At 71.5% G+C, this 18,495-nt stretch carries 13 protein-coding genes; 8 read left to right on the top strand and 5 right to left on the bottom strand.

Annotation, left to right across the window (positions count from 1 at the left end):
* The first annotated feature begins 17 nt into the window (after positions 1-17).
* Together OG587_RS13105 and OG587_RS13110 are read left to right on the top strand one after the other, a co-directional pair.
* Entirely contained in the window at positions 18-851 is an 834-nt protein-coding gene (locus tag OG587_RS13105) for an NAD(P)H-binding protein (RefSeq protein ID WP_329090090.1), read from the top strand.
* Positions 852-896: 45 nt separating this feature from the next.
* On the top strand, positions 897-2,420 hold the full coding sequence (locus OG587_RS13110; protein WP_329090092.1) for a DUF885 family protein: 1,524 nt from the start codon (positions 897-899) through the stop codon (positions 2,418-2,420).
* 31 nt (positions 2,421-2,451) lie between these two features.
* On the opposite strand, the gene OG587_RS13115 is transcribed toward OG587_RS13110, so the two are convergent.
* Positions 2,452-3,198, bottom strand: coding sequence for an SDR family NAD(P)-dependent oxidoreductase (locus OG587_RS13115; RefSeq protein ID WP_329090094.1), 747 nt, complete (start codon positions 3,196-3,198; stop codon positions 2,452-2,454).
* Positions 3,199-3,345: 147 nt separating this feature from the next.
* Here OG587_RS13115 and OG587_RS13120 point away from each other — a divergent pair, with 147 nt between their 5' ends.
* The 3 genes from OG587_RS13120 to OG587_RS13130 all read left to right on the top strand — a co-directional run bounded on the left by OG587_RS13120 (position 3,346) and on the right by OG587_RS13130 (position 7,123).
* The gene (locus OG587_RS13120; protein WP_329090095.1) at positions 3,346-4,239 is read left to right on the top strand and encodes an SDR family NAD(P)-dependent oxidoreductase; all 894 of its coding nucleotides are present in this window, start codon (positions 3,346-3,348) and stop codon (positions 4,237-4,239) included.
* Positions 4,240-4,267: 28 nt separating this feature from the next.
* Positions 4,268-5,839: a glutamine-hydrolyzing GMP synthase gene (gene guaA / locus OG587_RS13125; RefSeq protein WP_443075615.1), complete on the top strand. Its 1,572-nt coding sequence runs from the start codon at positions 4,268-4,270 to the stop codon at positions 5,837-5,839.
* A 78-nt stretch (positions 5,840-5,917) separates the two neighbouring features.
* Entirely contained in the window at positions 5,918-7,123 is a 1,206-nt protein-coding gene (locus OG587_RS13130; RefSeq protein ID WP_329090098.1) for an acyltransferase family protein, read from the top strand.
* A 19-nt stretch (positions 7,124-7,142) separates the two neighbouring features.
* Here the strand turns inward: OG587_RS13130 and OG587_RS13135 are convergent, their stop codons facing one another.
* The gene (locus OG587_RS13135) at positions 7,143-8,003 is read right to left on the bottom strand and encodes a polysaccharide deacetylase family protein (RefSeq protein ID WP_329090100.1); all 861 of its coding nucleotides are present in this window, start codon (positions 8,001-8,003) and stop codon (positions 7,143-7,145) included.
* 293 nt (positions 8,004-8,296) lie between these two features.
* Between OG587_RS13135 and OG587_RS13140 the strand changes: the two genes are divergently transcribed.
* From OG587_RS13140 to OG587_RS13150, 3 genes are all read left to right on the top strand, one after another.
* Entirely contained in the window at positions 8,297-9,880 is a 1,584-nt protein-coding gene (locus OG587_RS13140; protein WP_329090102.1) for a hypothetical protein, read from the top strand.
* A 120-nt stretch (positions 9,881-10,000) separates the two neighbouring features.
* Positions 10,001-11,368: a hypothetical protein gene (locus OG587_RS13145; RefSeq protein WP_329090104.1), complete on the top strand. Its 1,368-nt coding sequence runs from the start codon at positions 10,001-10,003 to the stop codon at positions 11,366-11,368.
* Positions 11,350-12,282: a hypothetical protein gene (locus OG587_RS13150; RefSeq protein WP_329090106.1), complete on the top strand. Its 933-nt coding sequence runs from the start codon at positions 11,350-11,352 to the stop codon at positions 12,280-12,282. Before OG587_RS13145 ends, OG587_RS13150 begins: the two co-directional genes overlap by 19 nt.
* A gap of 95 nt (positions 12,283-12,377) precedes the next feature.
* On the opposite strand, the gene OG587_RS13155 is transcribed toward OG587_RS13150, so the two are convergent.
* The 3 genes from OG587_RS13155 to OG587_RS13165 all read right to left on the bottom strand — a co-directional run bounded on the left by OG587_RS13155 (position 12,378) and on the right by OG587_RS13165 (position 18,215).
* A complete protein-coding gene (locus OG587_RS13155; RefSeq protein ID WP_329090107.1) occupies positions 12,378-13,505 on the bottom strand; it encodes a glycosyltransferase in 1,128 nt (375 codons plus the stop codon).
* Positions 13,502-16,384 carry a CDP-glycerol:glycerophosphate glycerophosphotransferase gene (locus OG587_RS13160; protein ID WP_329090108.1) on the bottom strand — a complete coding sequence of 961 codons (2,883 nt, stop codon included), beginning with the start codon at positions 16,382-16,384 and terminating at the stop codon, positions 13,502-13,504. Before OG587_RS13160 ends, OG587_RS13155 begins: the two co-directional genes overlap by 4 nt.
* Positions 16,385-16,538: 154 nt before the next feature.
* Positions 16,539-18,215, bottom strand: coding sequence for an NAD(P)/FAD-dependent oxidoreductase (locus tag OG587_RS13165; protein WP_329090110.1), 1,677 nt, complete (start codon positions 18,213-18,215; stop codon positions 16,539-16,541).
* Between the last annotated feature and the right edge of the window lie 280 nt (positions 18,216-18,495).

Genomic DNA, 18,495 nt, shown 5'->3' on the forward strand with positions numbered 1-18,495 from the left:
CACTCTGGGGAGATTTCATGATTTTCATGACGGGGGCGACGGGCGCGCTGGGGCGGCTCGTCGTCGCGCGGCTGGCCGGGCGGGACGACGTGGTGGTCGGCAGCCGCGCTCCGGAGACGGTCCCCGCCGGGACACCGGCCCGCCTGATCGACTTCGAGGACCCCGCCTCGCTGGAGGAGGGCTTCGCCGGGGCGGACACGCTGCTGCTGATCTCCGCGGGCTACGGCGAGGACGACGTGGTGATCGCCAGGCACGGCGCGGCGATCGAGGCGGCGGAGAAGGCCGGGGTCTCGCACATCGTCTACACCAGCCTCAGCGCCGCCGGGGACCACCTGGCCTACGCGCTCGCCCACCGCTGGACCGAACGCAGGCTCCGCGAGGGGGCCGCGAGCTGGACGATCCTGCGCAACGGCCTCTATGCCGAACTGCTGGCGACGCTCGCGCCCGTCGTGGACGGCAGGATCACCGCGCCGCTGGGCTCGGGACGGCTGGCCGCGGTGGCCCGCGAGGACCTGGCCGACGTGGCCGCCCTGGTCGCGACCGGTGCCTCCGCGCACGCGGGCCGGACCTACGAGCTGGTCGGGGAGGAGGCGGTCGGTGGCGCGGAGCTGGCCGCGGCTCTCACCGGGGCCACCGGAGACGCCGTCTCGTACGAGCCCGGCACCCTCGCCGGGGCCCGCGAGGCGTTCACCGCCCTCGGCCTGCCGTCCTTCCAGGTCCCGATGCTGGTGAGCACCTACTCCTCGATCGCGAACGGGTTCATGGACGCGACGGGCGGCGACCTGCGGGAACTGCTCGGCAGGGCTCCCCGGCCGGCCCTGGAGACCATCATCGGGAACCTGTCCGGATAGTGCCGCCCGGGTTCGCGGCGGTTTCGCTGATATAGCGTCGCGTTCATGACCGAACTCGACGGCCGCCTTCGCGCGGTGTGCGACCTCACCGTCTCCGGCGTCCGGGAAATGGCCGGGCGGCACGAGTACGACGGCCTGATCCAGGACCTGTCACCGGAGGGGGTGCGCGCCGGGCTGGCCGCGCTGGGCCGGGGACCGCTGCCCGGCGACCCGTACGACGCGGCGCACCTGCAGATCTTCGAGGAGGCCACGCGGGTGCAGCTCGGCGAGCTGGAGCTGCACCGCCGCAACCCCCTGGAGCACCTGGGCAACCTCGACCTGGCCACCTACGACCGCGAGTACGCCCCCGAGGCCGAGCGGAACGCCGCCAAGCTCGCGCACCTGGCCCGCTGGCCCGAGGCGGTGGACAACGCGATCGCCGCGCTCGACCTGCTCAGTGCCCCCGTCGCGACCGCCCTGCTCGGGCCGGTGCGCGGCCTGGCCTCCGGGGTGCCCCGGGACGCCGAGGAGAGCGTGCGGGAGGCGGCGTTCAGGGCCCACGCCCGGCTGGTGGAGCACGTGGAGAAGGCCGCGCACGGCGGCGACCCGGACGCCTCCCTCGGCGCCGAGGGTCTCGCCAGGCTCATGGGCGCCGGTGACGGCCTCCCGGTCGACCTGGGACGGCTCGCCGAACGCGCCGACGCCGAGCGCGACCGCCTGATGGCCCGGCTGGCGGAGTCGTGCGCCGCGCTGGGATTCGCCGGACGGCCGCCGCTGGAGGTCGCGCGCGAGCTCGTCAGGCAGCACCCCGGCCCCGACGGCGTGATCGAGGCGGCCAGGATCGGCACCGAGAGGGCGATCGCCTTCACCAGGGAGAAGGACCTGGTGCCCTACCACGACGGGGTGTGCCTGGTCGGCATCGCGCCCGAGTCGCGCCGGTGGGGCATGGCCATGATGAGCTGGTCGGCGCCAGGCGAGCCCGACAGCCCCTCCTGGTACCACGTCACCCCGCCCGACCCCTCGTGGCCCGAGCGCGACGTCGAGGAGTGGCTGGAGGTCTTCAGCGAGACCACGCTCCCCGCGATCAACGTGCACGAGGTCGCCCCCGGTCACTTCTCCCACGGCCGCGCCCTGCGCCACGCCCGCTCCGACGTGCGGCGGACGCTGATGTCACTCGCCTTCGCGGAGGGCTGGGCCCACTACGCGGAGGAACTCTGCGTAGAGGAGGGGTTCGCCCCCGACGACCCGCGCTTCGAGATCGGCGTGTGGCTGGAGGCGCTCATCAGGGTGACCCGGCTGGCCTGCGCGATCGGTGTGCACTCCGGCGCGATGACCGTCGAGGAGGGCGCCCGCCGCTTCGCCGCCGACACCCACATCGCCGGTCCCGCGGCCCTGTCGGAGGCGGCGCGGGCCACCTTCGACCCCACCTACGGCCGCTACACCTGGGGCAAGCTGGAGATCCTCGCCCTCCGCGACCGCGCCAGAGCCGAATGGGGCGCGGGCTTCGGCCTCAACCGCTTCCACACCGCCATGCTCGACCTCGGCTCCCCGCCCCTCGGCCTGCTCGGCCACGCCCTCGCCGGTACGTGACCGGCGGCCCCGTAGGGCGGCGGAGGCGAGGTCAGCGGTCGACGGCCGTGGCGCCGCCGTCGACGACCAGGTGGGTGCCGGTGATGAAGGACGCCTCGTCGCTCAGCAGGAACCGTACGGCCGCCGCGACCTCGGCGGGGCGGCCGAGGCGGTGAAAGAGCGACCTCTGGGTGAAGGACTCCAGATAGCGCGGGTCGCCGCCCGTGGCGGCGGTGAGCATCGGGGTGTCGACGTAGCCGGGGCAGACGGCGTTGACCCGGATCGGCGCCAGCTCGTGGGCCATGGAGCGGGTCAGGCCGAGCATGCCCGCCTTGGACGAGCAGTAGGCGGGGATGAAGGCCTGCCCGACCAGGCCCTCGATCGAGGAGATGCCGACGATCGCGGAGCCCTCCTGGCGGCGCAGGTCCTCCAGCAGGGCCTTGACCAGCATGGCGTGGGCGCGCAGGTTGACGTTGAGCACCGCGTCCCACGACGCCTCGGTCAGGTCGCCGATGGCCATGGGGGCCGCGATCCCGGCCGCGTGCACGAGGCCGCCGATCGAGGTGAGGACGTCACGGCTGGCGGCGATCGCGGCGGGAAAGGCCGGGGAGTCGGTGACGTCGACGGGGACGGCGATCGCGGCGACGCCGTTCATGGCGGCGAACGACGCGGTCTCCTTGGCGCCCGCCTCGTCCAGGTCCCAGATCGCGACCGGGCGCCCCGCCTCGGCGAGCGCCAGCGCGCAGGCCCGCCCGATCCCCGACGCCCCGCCGGTGACGACGACTCCGGTGCCGGCCATCGGTTACCTCCTCGACTCGTGATGGGCTTACGTTAGCTTTGTCCCCAATCGGTCGCTAGGTACGGCACAAACCGGAGGCGGCCCGAGGTGTGAACCACCGGTCCGGAGGTAACACGATGCGTGAACCATCAGGCTGGAGGAAGCACTGTGCGTGAACTGTCAGGCAGGGTCGCGGTCGTCACGGGGGCGGGCGGCGGGATCGGGAGGGCGCTCGCGCTGGGCCTGGCCGCGGAGGGGATGTCCCTCATGCTCGCCGACGTCGACCCGGGAGGTCTCGCGGAGACCGCCTCGATGGTGGAGACGAGCGTGGCGGGGAGAGGCGCGGCGGAGGGCGGGGGCCTCGGGGGCCTCGGGGGCAAGGTCCTCACCGAGATCACCGATGTCTCCGACCCGGTGGCCGTGGAGCACCTGGCCGACCGCACGTTCGGCGAGCTGGGCGCGGTCCACGTGCTGTGCAACAACGCGGGGGTCTTCCAGGGCGGCCGGATGTGGACGCGGGAGCCGGAGGACTTCGCCTGGTCGCTCGGGGCGAACCTGTGGGGCATGCTCCACGGTGTCCGGGCCTTCGTGCCCCGCATGATCGACCAGGACACCGAGGGCCACATCCTCAACACCGTCTCCGCCGCGGGGCTGTTCGCCATCCCCTACTTCGGCCCCTACTCGGTCTCGAAGTACGCCGCGTTCGCCGCCTCGCAGTCCCTCGCCCAGGACCTCGCGACGGCCGGTTCCAGGCTTCGCGTGACCGCGCTGTGCCCCGGCGGGGTGCGTACCGGCCTCAGCCACTCCGGCCGCCACCGGCCGGAGAACCTCGTGGGCGCCGAGCGCACCGAGGACGAGGAGGTCTCCGCCGCGATCATCGACGGCCTGGTGGAGGGGGGCGTCGACCCGGCGGCGGTGGCGCTCGCGGCGGTGGCCGCCATCCGCGAGGAGCGTTTCCTGGTCCTCACCCACCCCGGCCACGCGGAGGCCCTGCGCGAGCAGACCGAGGCCCTGATCTCGGGGGCGCTGCCCTCGTTTCCGGGCTACGAGCAGGCGCGCTGACGGGCGCCGATAGACTGGGCCCACCGCTCTGTTCCTTTTGGGGGTCTTGGTGTCTGAGTTCGACACGGTCCTGGTCGTCGACTTCGGCGCGCAGTACGCGCAGCTGATCGCGCGAAGGGTGCGTGAATGCCACGTCTACTCCGAGATCGTCCCCTCGACGATGCCGGTCGAGGAGATGATGGCCAAGAAGCCCAAGGCGATCATCCTGTCCGGCGGTCCCTCGTCGGTGTACGCCGAGGGCGCCCCCGCGGCCCCCGCGGGCCTGTTCCAGACCGGCGTGCCGACCTTCGGCATCTGCTACGGCTTCCAGGTCATGGCCCAGGAGCTCGGCGGGGAGGTGGCCAGGACCGGCACCGCCGAGTACGGCGGCACCCACCTCGACGTCGGGCGGCAGGGCGTGCTCTTCGCGGGGCTGCCCGCCACCCAGTCGGTCTGGATGTCCCACGGTGACAGCGTCTCCGCCGCCCCCGAGGGCTTCACCGTCACCGCCGCGACCGCTCAGACGCCCGTCGCCGCCTTCGAACACCCCGAGCTGGGCCTGTACGGCGTCCAGTTCCACCCCGAGGTCCTGCACTCCGAGCACGGCCAGGCCGTGCTGAGGCACTTCCTCGACGCCGCGGGCTGCCGTCCCTCCTGGACGATGCTCAACATCGTCGAGGACGCGGTCGAGGTGATCCGCGCCCAGATCGGCCCCGAGGGCCGCGCCATCTGCGGCCTCTCCGGCGGTGTCGACTCCGCGGTGGCCGCCGCCATGGTCCAGCGGGCCATCGGTGACCGGCTGACCTGCGTCTTCGTTGATCACGGGCTGCTGCGCAAGGGCGAGGCCGAGCAGGTCGAGCGCGACTTCGTGGCCGTCACCGGCGTCAAACTCCGCGTGGTCGACGCCCAGGAGCGCTTCCTGAAGGCGCTCGACGGGGTCACTGACCCCGAGGAGAAGCGCAAGATCATCGGCCGCGAGTTCATCAGGGTCTTCGAGGACGAGCAGCGCGCCATCATCGCCGACGGCCCCGTCGACTTCCTCGTCCAGGGCACCCTCTACCCGGACGTGGTCGAGTCCGGCGGCGGCACCGGCACCGCCAACATCAAGTCCCACCACAACGTCGGCGGACTCCCCGACGATCTCCAGTTCTCGCTGGTGGAGCCGCTCCGCGCGTTGTTCAAGGACGAGGTGCGCCGGGCCGGGGAGGAGCTGGGCCTGCCCGCAGCCATGGTCTGGCGCCAGCCGTTCCCCGGACCCGGCCTGGGCATCCGCATCGTCGGAGCGGTCAGCCGCGAGCGCCTGGAGATCCTCCGCGAGGCCGACGCCATCGCCCGCGAGGAGCTCTCCCGCGCCGGTCTCGACCGGGAGATCTGGCAGTGCCCGGTCGTCCTGCTCGCCGACGTCCGCTCGGTGGGCGTCCAGGGCGACGGCCGCACCTACGGTCACCCGGTCGTCCTGCGCCCGGTCTCCAGCGAGGACGCCATGACCGCCGACTGGTCGCGCGTCCCGTACGACGTGCTCGCCCGCATCTCCACCCGCATCACCAACGAGGTCCGCGAGGTCAACAGGGTGGTGCTCGACGTGACCAGCAAGCCCCCGGGCACCATCGAGTGGGAGTAGGCGCCCTGGAGGCCGGGGAGCGGACCTCCCCGGCGGTTGGCGGCGTTTCGCGAGGTGCCGGGAGGTAAGTTGGGGCGGGTGTCCTCCACCACCCCCATCGGCGCAGACTCCCCCAAGACCCCCGTCGCCCGCCTGGCGTGGCTCGACGCGTTGCGCGGCATCGGCGCGGTCGCCGTGTTGCTGGAGCACCTGCTGCCCTGGTTCATGCCCGCGCTGAGACCGTACTGGTTCAACCTCGGGATGTACGGCGTCCTGGTGTTCTTCCTGGTCAGCGGCTATATCATCCCGGCCTCGCTGGAGAGGCGCGGCGACGTCAGGGCGTTCTGGATCAGCAGGGTGTTCCGGCTCTACCCGATCTACCTGCTGGTCGCGGCGGCCGTCCTGGTCATGGCGATCTGGATGCCCGTCCGCGAGCAGGTGCCCAGGGACCTGTCGTCGGTGTCCGCGCACGCCACGATGCTGCTGGACGTGGTGCACCTGGGCGGCCTGGCCGACACCATGTGGACGCTCTCCTACGAGATGGTCTTCTACCTCGTCGTCACCGCGCTGTTCGTCGGCGGTGTGCACCGCGCGAGCGGGACCTTCGCGGTGGGCTTCGGCGCCGTCGCGGTCGTGGCGGGGCTGCTGCTGACGGGGCCGCCGCTGAAGGGGCCCTGGCCCGCGTACGTGTCCGGCGTGCTGTTCTTCGCGGGCCTGGCGTGCCTGATCAGCGGCCGGTTCCAGAAGGCCGCCGCGTACGTCCTCGGCACGATGGCGCTGGTGCTCCTGATCTTCTCGGGGTTCGTGCCGTGGCTGGGGGCGGCGATCCTCGCGGTGATGTTCGCCGGGACCGCGATCCGCCGCTGGGAGCAGGGCACGGGCGGGCTCTGGCCCGTGGCGGCGGCGACCGTGCTCGTGGCGCTGGCCCCGGTCTGGTCCGGGCAGGCGGGCTGGTGGTGGGTGCGGCCGGGGCCGTGGTTCGCGACCATGGCGCTGGCCGGGGTGACGTTCGCGGGCGCGATGGCCTTGCGCGAGCGCCGGCTGCCCCGGTTCCTCGTCTGGCTGGGCCTGGTCAGTTACTCGATCTACCTGCTGCACCACCCGCTGCTGCGGCTCATGCACGCCGTTGTCGGTGACGTAAGGGACGCGGGGCAGGTGGTGCAGCTGTCGCTGTCGGCAGCGTTCGTGCTGGTGGTGCTCGGCCTGAGCCTGCTCACCCACCGCTACGTGGAGCTTCCCATGCAGCGGCTGGGCAGGCGGCTGGCCCGGAGGCCGTCTTCCAGCGAGGTCGCCTCCTCACGGTGAGGCGGCGGTCCAGAGACCGTCAGAGACCGTCGGGGGGCGACTGGGCGAAGTCGTCCGGGTCGCCGGTGGGCGACTCGGAGGACAGGTCCTCGTCCTTCTCGGAGCCGACGGGGTAGACGTCCCCGGCCTTGGTGTCCTTGGCGCCGCGCAGCGACGAGACCGCCACCACGTGGTAGCCCTGCTTCTGCAGCGCGGTCAGCAGCTTCGGCATCACCGTGACGGTCTGTTCCACCCAGTCGTGCATGAGGATGACCCCGTCACGCTTGGCGTTCTTGAGCACCTCGTCGTAGATGGCCTTCTCGTTCTTGGTCGCCCAGTCCCGTGAACCGCCGTTCCACAGGACGATCGGCATGCCCATCTGGGTGGCGATCGCCGCGACCCGCTCGTCGAACTCGCCGTAGGGCGGGCGAATCGTCGTCGGGTACTTCCCGGTGGACTTCTTGACGATGTCCTGGGTCTTGGTCAGCTCCTCGCGGATCTTGTCTTCCGACAGCTCCCGCAGGTGCGGGTGGCTGTAGCTGTGGTTACCGATCTCATGGCCTTCGGTGACCATCCGCTTGGCGAACGCGGGGCGGGACTTCACGTACTGGCCCTCAAGGAAGAACGTCGCCTTGGACTTGTACTTCTTGAAGGTGTCGAGCAGCTTGTCCGCGTACTTACCGGGGCCGTCGTCGAAGGTCAGCGCGATGCACTTCACCTTCGCGCAGTCCACGGGTACGGGCTTCGGGGTGGGGGTGGGCGTGGCCTTGGGGGTGGGCTTGGCCTTGCCCGCCGTCGTGGCCGTCGTTTTGGGCTGGTCCGCGCTCCACGCGGTGGTCGGGATGGAAATCATGGCCAGCGCACAGGATGTGGCCAGCAGCATTCGGACAGGAGACTTCATGAGGGGAGCTCCGGGTCAAATCGACGTCGGTCGAATGGGCATCCTATCGAGGTGTCTGATGCCTCCTGGGGCTGAAGCGTCACAATGCCCTGTGAAAGGCAGGCTCTCCCGTGACCGGGCCGCGGTGCCTCGCCCAGCGCAAACTTGACGTTTTCCCAGGTCATGGGTGTGTATAACGGGCCGGGAGCGCCCCGGGCATGTCGGATGATGGCATCGGCCCCCTGTCGGAGCACGCTGGGAAAACCATGACGATCAGTACGGTGAGCCCGAAACCGGTTGAGAAGGGGCGGAGGGTGATCCGTAGGGCGGCGGCCCGCGACCGGCGGTTCACGCTCGCCTGCTACGCGACCGCCCAGCTCGCGCTGCTCGGCTGGTGGCTCGCCTTCCATCCCGGACTGATGAGTCCCGACTCCGTCACCTACGTCGCGCACGTCACGACGGGCCCGTGGGTGGCCGGGCAGTCGGTCGCCTACGACGCCCTGCTCGGGCTCTCCCTGAGGGTGACCGGTGACCTGTCCCCGGTCACCTTCCTGCAGACGGCGGCGATGGCCGCCGCGCTGACCCACCTCGCGGGCGCGATCCGGCGGCTGGGGGTACGCGGACGCCCGCTGCTCGTGGCGGTGGGGCTCGCGGCGCTGTCGCCACCACTTGGCGCCTTCACGGTGTCGATGTGGAAGGACGTGCCGTTCACCGTGTGCGCGGTACTGGCCGCGGGCACCGCCGTGCGGCTCGCGACCCGGCCCGGTGCGAGGTCCGGTGCCCGCTCCCGGGGGCGTGGCGTGGCCGGGTCGGCCGCGTGGGACGGGGATCGAGTGGAAGGCGTGACCGGGTCCGTTGTGCGGGACGCGTCCCGAAAGCGTGGCGGGGCCGGGCGTGCTGCCGGGCGTGGGGGTGGCGGGTGGGGCTGGGATCCGCGAGGTGGCGGGTGGGGGTGGGACCCGCGCTTCGCCGCCCTCGGGGCCGAACTGCTCGGGCTGGGGCTCTTCCGCAACAACGGCTTCCTCGTGGCGTCGATCGCCGCCGCACTGCTGGTCGTCCTCCTGTCCGGCCACCCGGGGGCCCGTCGATGGGTCGCGGCGCTGGCGGCCGGAGCGGTGGCGGCGCCCCTGCTCCTGCTGGGCGCCGGCTACCCGGCGATGGGCATCGCGTCGCCGTCCCGCTCGTTCGCCTACCAGACGGTGTTCGGCGATCTCGCCGTGGCGTACGGGGAGAGGCCCCGGCTCTTCGACCGCGAGCAGCGGGCGCTCCTGGCGGGGATCGCCCCGCTCGACGCCTGGCGGCGGGGGGCGACCTGCCAGACCATGGCGCGCGTCTTCTTCGATCCCGGGTTCGGCCACGCGCGGGCCGAGCAGCGGATCTCTGACGTCCTGGAGCTCTGGCGGGGGCTGCTGGCCCGCGCGCCCGGCATGATCCTGAGCACCCGGATCTGCCGCGCCGCGCTCGCCTGGCAGGTCGGTTCGACCTCGGGCGAACCCGGCGGTGAGCTCTACCGCTTCTCCCTGGGGGATCCCCGGCTCCCCGACGGCTGGGAGGGCACCCCGGCGGCCTCGGCGATGCGGCAGCGGCCGATCTTCGCCGGGCTGCTGGCCGCCGGGCTGTTCGCGCTGGACGCGAGCACGGTCAGGCAGCTCGAATGGCTGCTCTGGCGGGCGCCCTTCTGGTGTTACCTCACCTACGCCACGGCCGCGCTCGTGTGGTGGCGGACGGGGAGCCGGGCGGCGCTCGCGGGGGCGGCCGTGGTCGCGGGGCAGCAGATCGGGGTGATCCTCACCAACACCGCGCCGGACTTCCGGTTCATGGTGTCGCCGATCTTCGTCGGTGTCCTGTTCGTTCCGCTGCTCCTGCGGGAGGCGGGAGCCCTGCCGCCCCGTCGATGAGCGGGGTCCCGGAGCCGCTCGGCAGGGAACGGGCCTCGGTCACTTGATCGTTTCAGGGTGGCTCGCTAGGGTTGGGCGCCTTTGTTCGGATCCTGCCCGCCAGTGCCCGAGGGTGTGCCCGTGCGCCGTTACCGTTTCGGCAGAATCGCCACGCTGTTCGCCGCCGTTTATGTGGCCGTGGTCATCGTGTCCGGCGTCCGCGCGCTGGCCACCGGTGACCCCACCCTGCTGCGCACGATCGTCACCGGGGGGTGGGATTCGGACTTCGTGCCCTACACCTGGTGGGTGGAGCTCCTCCTGGTCGCGGGCGGGGTCCTGCAGGGGTGGGCCTACTGGCAGATGCTGCGCGGGCGACCGGCCGGCGCGGCGGCGGTCAACGAGAGGCCGGTCCGGCTGCTGCGGGTAGCCCTGTACCTCAGCGTCGCCTGCCCGCTGCTGTACCGGCTTCCGATCCCCTACCAGTGGTGGTTCGGCCTGCTCCTGGGGCTGGTCCAGGTCGCCGTCGTCGTGCTGTTCTTCGTGGTCCTCGCCGGGACCCTGCCCCGATGGCTGCGACTGCTCGGGCTCGTGGCCGGGCTGGCGAACGCCGCGATGAGCATGGCCTCCACCGTCGCCTACGGCCTCGGCCAGTACTCCATCCTGCAGTTCGTCTCTCCGTACCAGCTCGGCAACGCCGTCTACCTGCTGTGGCTGGTGCCGGTCCTGGCCGGACAGGCCAGGGACGCGCGCTGGAGCCGGGGCACCGTGCGGATGGGCTGGGCCTCGGCGGCGCTGTCACTGCTGTCGTCGGGAGGTGGTTCGATCATCTCGTTCGGCGGTTGGGGCGTCGACTACGACATGGTGTTCCTCATGGTCATGGGCATCCTGAGCGTCTTCGGGATGGTGTGGCAGGCCCGCTCCGCCCATGAGCTGGGCGTCCCGGCATCCGTACCGTCTCCGGCGCCTCCGGTCTCGCTCGCGCCCGCGCGGGCGCGGGCGTGGCCCCTCGCCGCCGTGGCCGTGGTGCTCCCGCTGATCCCCGCGGCCGTCAACCTCGCGGACGGCATGCCCGCGTGGATCGGCCCCCGGGGCGCGGTCGACGACCTCTTCCACGGGCACGTGAGCTACCCGGCGACGGTGCTCTGGGTCGCCCTGGACCTGCTCGTCGGGGTCGGCGCCCCGGCCGTACTGATCCTGGTCGCGGTCATCCGTAGAAGCAGGCGGCTGCTGCGTGTCACGATGCTGGCCCTGACCCTCGCCGCGGCGGCGGGCGTGATCACCGCCCTCACTGCGACGTCCGAGACGGACTGGCGATCCATCCCCGAGATGGCCGAGCAGCGGCTGGCCCTGTACCCGGCCGGGCTGTTCGCCCCGGACGAGAAGGGCGAGATCCTCTTCGGGCTCACCCCGCTGTGGTACAGCGCCGCGCTCGTCACCTCCGCCCTCGTCCTGTTCCTCCTGTACCGCACCCCGCCCGCCCGCGCCACCACGTGCTCGCGGCGACGCTGACCGCCTCCGTGGCCCTGTGCTTCCTGCCGGCGGCCGACCACGCGCGCGGTCCGTTCACCACGGCCGAGGACTGCTCACCTCCCGAGCCTTGGGAGACGGACGGCGAGCCCGTGGAACCCACGCCACCGACCGGCCCGCGCGCCTTCATCTGCTCCGTACGCGGGCAGCAGACGCTCGCGTTCGCCGCCACCGCGCCCGACCAGGTGCTGCTCGACCGCGGCCGTCAGCTGTGCGCCGCCTACACCCGCGACGATCCGCGCGAGCTGGCCCGCCTGCGGGAGGTGAACGGGGTGGACGTCCGTGATTTGAGCGGGGTGCTCGCCGAGATCTGCCCGGCCGCGAAGGCGGAGGTCGCGGCGGTGGTGGCCGCCGACAACCGCGAGTTTGAGGAGTCCATGGCCGAGGAGCGGCGCAAATGTGACGCCACCCCGCGTCATCGCCCTCTCATCACGCCCGCCAGGGCGATCCGCCTCAAGGAGCCGGAGTGGCCCGAGGCGGGACTGGAGCTGTACGACGAGCTCTCTGGTGAGAGCGAGGGCGAGAGCACGACCGCCGGCCCGGTCGGTGCCGGGCCCGGCAACGTGACGGTGAGCACGAGTTCCGACTCTCACGTCTGCGTCACGCTGGAGACCTACACGCGCCGCCCGCCGGTCGAGACCAAGGGCTGGGACAACGTCGTCGAGGTCGGCTACGCCAACCAGAGCGGCGAGATGATCTTCAGGGACGGCCTGAGTGGCACCGAACTGCCGGACCTGTCGCTCGACGGCCGCAAGGGGCACTACCGCATCCGCGTGCACTTCGCCTGGTTTCCCTGGAAGGGTGAGGAGTACGGCACCCAGCGGCTGCTGATCATGGCGTACCCCGGACCGGGCGACAAGGTCGCCACCTACCGCAGACCGCCGAAGCGACGTTGACGAAGCCCCCGTCGCCTCCCGTCGCCCTCGTGACTCGTGCTGGTGTCGGTCGCGGTCACGTCGAGAAGATCAGGCCCGTCGTTCTCGCCGGTCCGTCAGCGGTCGAGCTCGTCGAACAGCGCCTCCCACCGTTCCAGGACGCGGGGCAGTCGGTACTTCCTCATCCGTTCCCTGCCCCTGGCCCCCATCCTCCGGCGCAGCTCGGCGTCGGACATGAGGCGCTCCAGGGCGGCGGCGAAGCTCCCGGTGTTGCCCGGCTCGGCCAGCATGCCGTTGTCCCCGTCCTCGACCAGGGTCCGCACCCCCGCCGAGGCGTCGCAGGCCACGGCGGGCAGCCCGCAGGCCGCGCCCTCGGCGAGGACCAGCCCCCACCCCTCGAAGTCGCTGCTCAGGGTGACGATGGAGGCGTCCAGGTACTCGGCCTCGACGTTCCCGACCTGCCCGCGGAAGACGATCCGGTCGCCGAGCCCGGTCTTCGCGGCCTGCGCCTCCAGAACCGCCCGGAGCGGCCCGTCGCCGATGATGTGCAGCTCCCACGGCTCGGCGACGGCCGGGGCCGCGGCGGCGAAGGCGTCGATCAGCAGGTCGATCCGCTTCACCCTGACCAGCCGTCCCGCCGAGACGATCCGCGGGTTGCGCAGCGGGGCCGCCTCCTCGGGGAAGACACTGACCGGGTTCAGCATGGTCCCGCAGTTGGCGAGCCGATGCGCGGTGAAGGAAGCGGCGTAGTCGTCGCAGAGGAACAGCGCCTTGTCGAGGTGCGCGTAGTGCTTCTTGATCAGCCTGAGGTTCGGGGAGTCCACCGCCTCGGCGTACGACTGGTGGTACTGGCCGACCTTGGCGATGTGCGGCATGGGCAGGTCAGCGATCCAGTGGGCGGCCCAGGGCGAGGCGATGACCATGTAGCCGTCGTCGATCCGGTCCGTCAGCCGCAGCAGTTTCCGCCTGGCGGCGGTGACCTCCTCCGGGGTCCTTCTCTGCCTGGCCCTGCGCCACGGGAGTGAACGGGCGGTGGGTTCGGGGGCGGGCGTGTCGTACAGCGTGGTGTGCCGGTAGACGGGGTCGGCGATGTAGGTCTGCGGCTGCCGGGAGGGGTTGATGCTGATCAGGGTCACCCGGTGCCCGCGCGAGCCGAGGCCCTGGGCCAGGGTGTGGATGACCCGCTGGGACCCGCCCATCGAGTCGCCGTCGGTGCTGAGGAAGAGGACGTCGCGCGATCTCATCTCATGACCTCCGGGAAGAACGCGTCCACGACCCTGCCGCTCGCCTGCCCGTCGTCGAGACCGCACCAGCGGTCGCGGAACTCCGCGTAGCGCCGCCCGTAGCTCTCGGTGATCTCGGCGAGATGGTCCAGCGCCGCGGCCAGTTCGCCGGGGTCGCGCAGCAGCGGCCCGGGGGCGACCTCGGCCAGGTCGAAGCAGACCCCTCGCTGGGCGGAGGCGTAGTGGTCGTAGTCGTCGACGTAGTAGAGGATCGGCCTGCCGAGGCAGGCGTAGTCGAACATGATCGAGGAGTAGTCCGTCACCAGGACGTCCGAGGCCAGCATCAGGTCGTTGACCTCGGGGAACGCCGAGGCGTCCCGGACGAGGTAGCCGAGCGGGTCGGGCACGGTGAAGCGGTCGTACTGGTGGGCGCGGACGAGGATCACCCAGTTCGGGTGCAGCGCGCCGGCCAGGGCGGGCAGGTCGAGCCGGATCGATTCGCCGCTGAAGCGCCTGCTGTCGCGGTAGGTGGGCGCGTAGAGGATCACGCGCTTTCCCACGGGGATCTCGAAGAACTCCCTGACCTGCCGCGCCCGCTCGCGCTGCGCCGGCTCCATGTGCCGTACCAGCACGTCGGTACGCGGGTATCCGGCGTGGAGCAGCTCGCCCCCGAACCCGCTGGCCTCCGCGAAGTCGCGGCGGAAGTCGGGGCCAGGCGTGAGCAGCGTGTCCCAGCGCGCCACCGCCTCGGCGTACTTCTTGGCCAGGGACGGCTGCGCCCGGTGCCGGGGCTCGTCCAGTCCCATCTTCTTGAGCACCTGACCGTGCCAGGTCTGCAGGTAGCGGGTGCTCCCGCGCTTGCGGTAGCAGTACGGGAGGTTGTGGCTGTCCACCCAGTGCCCGGCGCGCGCCAGGGTCCAGGCGTAGCGGAAGGTGTCGCGCCGGACGAGGTCGACGTCCTCGGGGAATCGTTCGGGGACGTCCGCGTGGGACCAGACCGCCCGCAGGCCGGTCGCGCGCCGCTGCAGTTCCTCGTGGACGTAGCGCGGGTTGCCGGTGTAGCCGGTGCCCTCGGCCGACTCGAACAGCACCAGGCGGCGGTTCACCGGCACCGTCGTGCTGACCAGCCGGTAGAAGCGGCCCAGGTTGCGGGGGGTGGCGAGGTCGGACAGCAGGTCCCGCCAGAGTTCCGGCACGTTCGGGAAACGCCGTTTGGACGTGGGGCCGAGCCTGCGCGCCATGAGACGGAACGGGATGTCGGCGGACGCTTCGAGGACCAGACGGCCCGAGCCCACCGTGCCCACCGAGGTGAACGACAGCCCCGGGATCGCGAGGAGGGGCCTGAGGTTGCGGCGCTCGCCCTCGTGGAGCGAGATCATGACCGCCTGCGGCCTGACGGCGTTGTCCGGCCACTCCAGGTCGGGCAGGGAGATCGTCACCGTCCCCTCCAGGATTCCCGTCCCGTCGGGGGGAGCTCCCGTCATCCGCGGGATTCTCCTCATCTCCGGTTCCTCCGGGTCCCACTGTCCTTCGAGCCCCCTCGGGACCTGTTCCTCCCGTTCCCCCGACGGTTCGATCACGACGGGTGCCATCTGGACGGGGATCGAGGTGATCATCCTCTTCCTGCCGCCGATACGGAGCCACGCGGTCAGCGTGCGGCCGTCGAGCACCCGGCCCGGGTCGTAGGTCCGCAGGCGCAACCGGACCTGGTCCCTCGACGCCTGCAGGTCGACGAGCTCGTGCCGGAGCAGCGCGCCGGACAGCGGCTGCTCCGCCAGGTGCAGCTCGGTGACGTCCAGCTCGCTCCGGGCCTGCTCGTCCCGTGGGAGCGTCGTCCCCCAGAACACCCGCTCGCCGTCCGCCGTGACCGCCCGGGGCGGGACGGAGTGCCTGCCTCCCAGCTCGACGGCCGCGAGCGCCGCCTCCGCGCCGCGCCGCTCGCGGACGAGCTGGAGGCACACCCGCTCCGCCCGGGTCAGCCGCTCGATCGCGGCGGGTTCGAGCGTGTCCACGTACGGGATGACGATGTCGGCGAACTCGGAGATCCACGCCGGGTCGCGCTGGGGCAGGTCGCCCAGGTAGAGCCGGAGGTCGTGGGAGAGGAAGCGGAAGTCCTTGTCGTCCTTGAGGTCGAGGGAGTGGGTGCCCGCCAGCACGCGGTCGCTCAGGACGGCGGCGGTGACGCGCTGGCGCACGTTCTCCAGCTCGTGCCGCCGGGACGAGATCGACCTGGTGACGGGCATGGCGGCGAGCAGCCAGCGGTAGACCGGCCACGGCACGACGGCGAACAGTTTGCTGCGGCAGAACAGCTCCGTCGACCAGACGATGTCCTCGTGGTGGATGTTCTCGGGGAAGCGGATGCCGGTGACGTCGAGGAAGGTCCGCCGGTACAGCTTGTTGGTGGCCAGGCAGTTGAAGAGGAGCTCGGGCTCGGCGCGGATGCCGTTCACGACCCGCCGTTCCGCGAACAGCTGGGGGTACCAGAGGGTGACGGCGCCGGTCGCCTCGTCGACGCGCTCCACGGTGCCCATGACGAAGTCGGCGCCGGTCGCCTCCGCCTCCAGCAGCAGGCTCTTGCAGGCGTGCCTGGGCAGCTCGTCGTCGCTGTCGAGGAACATCAGGAAGGGCGAGTGGGAGGCGTCCATGCCCGCGTTGCGCGGCGCGCCGCAGCCGCCGCTGTTGGCGGGCAGCCGTATGTGGCGGACCCGGCCGTCCTCCTCGGTGAGCGCCTTGGCCACCGCGGGGGTGTCGTCGTCGGAACAGTCGTCCACGATGATCACTTCGAGGTTCTTGAGCGTCTGGCCGAGAACGGAGCGCACGGCCCGGGGTAACCGGGCGGCGTCGTTGTAGGTGATGACGATCACGCTGACGTCCGGGACCGTGTATCGCTGTGCTGTCATGATGCGCAACTCCAGGGCGGCGGGGAGGAGAGCCTTGACCCGCGGTGGCCCGCGCCCCGATGGGCGGAGGCCAGGCAAGGCGTCATGGGATCGCTGGTGTCGGTCGGGGGGTCCTCGGGCCGGGGTGGGCGTGTCCGTGAGGAGGTCGGGGCCCTCAGGCCGAGGCGGGCGTGTCGGCGAGCAGGACGGGAGCGTCACGGCCGGTGCCCTTCGCGGCCCTCTTCCGGTCCGCGCGCTCCTCGTGGTACTCCGCGTCGACGTTGACCTCCCAGACGTCGTGCCGGGCTCCGTCGACGATGTTCTCCACGGTCAGCATCGCGGTGAGCATGGAGTGGTCCTGGTTGTTGTACCGGTGCATGCCGTTGCGGCCGACCGGGTGGATCTCCGGCCACTCCACGTCGAGATACTTCCTGAGCACCTCGACGTTGCCGACGTAACCGGCGTCGTAGACGGGGTAGGCCTTCGGCATCCGCACCACGTAGCCCCGCTGGACCGAGCCGGGGGTCACCAGGCCCAGGTGTTCCAGCTCCCGGGTGCCGAACGCGACGAGGTCGTCGTCCGGGGCGCGCCACAGGTCGTCGCCCTCGTTGACGAAGTACTCCAGGCCGAGACAGGTCCGTCCGGCCTGCACCAGGTACGGCGACCAGGAACCGTAGTTCTGCACCCGGCCGAGCCGGACCTCGGGGGAGTGGATGTAGATCCAGTTGTCGGGGAAGGAGAACCGCTCGGGGACGACCAGCGCGACGGTGAGGAAGTCGCGGTACCTCAGCCCCGCGGCGGCCTCCGCGACGGCGTCGGGCACGTCCGGCCCGAACGCGCGGATCAGGGCGTTGAGCGGCATCGAGGAGATGAGGTTGTCACAGTGCACCTCGCGGGTGGCGCTCCCGCCGGAGTCCGGGCGAACGGCGCCGGTGTCACCGTCCGGGTGAACGGTGCCGCTCTCCGGGCGAACGGCGCCCGTGTCACCGTCCGGGCGAACGACACCGCCGTCCGGGTGAACGGTGCCGCCGCGGTCCGGGCGAACGGCGCCCGTGTCACTGTTCGGGCGAAAGCCGCCATCCGGGTGAACGACACCCTCGCCGTCCGGGCGGACGGTGACGGCCAGGCCGCCGTGGTGGCGGCGGATGCGCTCGACCCGGGTGCCGAGGTGCACGGTGGAACCCCGCTCACGGACCCGGTCGGCGCAGGCCTCCCACATCATGCCCGGCCCCAGCCTGGGGTAGCGGAACTCCTCGATGAGACTCGTGATCTCCTTCTGGTTCCTCCCGGGCCTCAGCGCGTCGGCGATGGCCTTTCCCAGGGAGAGGTTCCTGATCCGCTGCGCGGCCCAGTCGGCCTGGATGCTCGCGGCGGGAACGCCCCACACCTTCTCGGTGTAGGTCTTGAAGAAGATCCCGTAGAGCCGCCGGCCGAACCTGGCCGCGACCCAGCCCTCGAAGGTGGACTGGTCGGCGGGCGGCCTGATCCGGGCCCAGGCGTACGAGCCGACGCACCGCAGGGACTCGAGGACACCGAGGTTGAGCAGGGCGTTGGACGCCCTGAGCGGGTAGTCGTAGAAACGGCCCTTGTAGTGGATGCGGCTCATTCTCGGGCGGAGCAGGAAGTCCTCCTCGCCGAGGATCTCGTTCCAGAAGTTCTCCACCCGCGGCACCTTCGTGAAGAAGCGGTGCCCGCCGATGTCGAAGCGCCAGCCGTCGCGCTCCTCCGTCCGGCTGATCCCGCCGACCACGCGGTCGGCTTCGAAGATCTCGCACGGGTGTCCTCGCCGGGCCAGCTCGTAGGCCGCGGTGAGCCCGGCGGGTCCCGCTCCCACGACCACTGTTGAGTCCATGCGCTTCCCCCCGCGAATGCCGTTTGCTGCGATCTCGCCCGTCTCGGTCACACGATCGTGTCGGACGGCGAGGGGGGACCGAAGGGTCATTACGTCTTACTAGGACGTGTGCATTCCCAGCCTTGACCTGGACTTGGGGAAGGCGTTGCCGCGTCACGGCCCCGAGGCCGGACCGGCCGCCCGCGGGAGATGTGCGGGAGATGGTCAAGTCTCGGTCAGCTCACTCCATCGCGGTCATATTTTGGGCTCGCCCGACCCGGCGCGAAGCCATGCTGCTGGC

The organism is Streptosporangium sp. NBC_01469 (assembly GCF_036227305.1).
Lineage (GTDB): Bacteria > Actinomycetota > Actinomycetes > Streptosporangiales > Streptosporangiaceae > Streptosporangium.

Coding starts and splice junctions, on each gene's coding strand:
- OG587_RS13105 (WP_329090090.1), top strand. CDS start 18: ATGATTTTCATGACGGGGGCGACGGGCGCGCTGGGGCGGCTCGTCGTC.
- OG587_RS13110 (WP_329090092.1), top strand. CDS start 897: ATGACCGAACTCGACGGCCGCCTTCGCGCGGTGTGCGACCTCACCGTC.
- OG587_RS13115 (WP_329090094.1), bottom strand. CDS start 3,198: ATGGCCGGCACCGGAGTCGTCGTCACCGGCGGGGCGTCGGGGATCGGG.
- OG587_RS13135 (WP_329090100.1), bottom strand. CDS start 8,003: ATGAAGTCTCCTGTCCGAATGCTGCTGGCCACATCCTGTGCGCTGGCC.
- OG587_RS13155 (WP_329090107.1), bottom strand. CDS start 13,505: ATGAGATCGCGCGACGTCCTCTTCCTCAGCACCGACGGCGACTCGATG.
- OG587_RS13160 (WP_329090108.1), bottom strand. CDS start 16,384: ATGACAGCACAGCGATACACGGTCCCGGACGTCAGCGTGATCGTCATC.
- OG587_RS13165 (WP_329090110.1), bottom strand. CDS start 18,215: ATGGACTCAACAGTGGTCGTGGGAGCGGGACCCGCCGGGCTCACCGCG.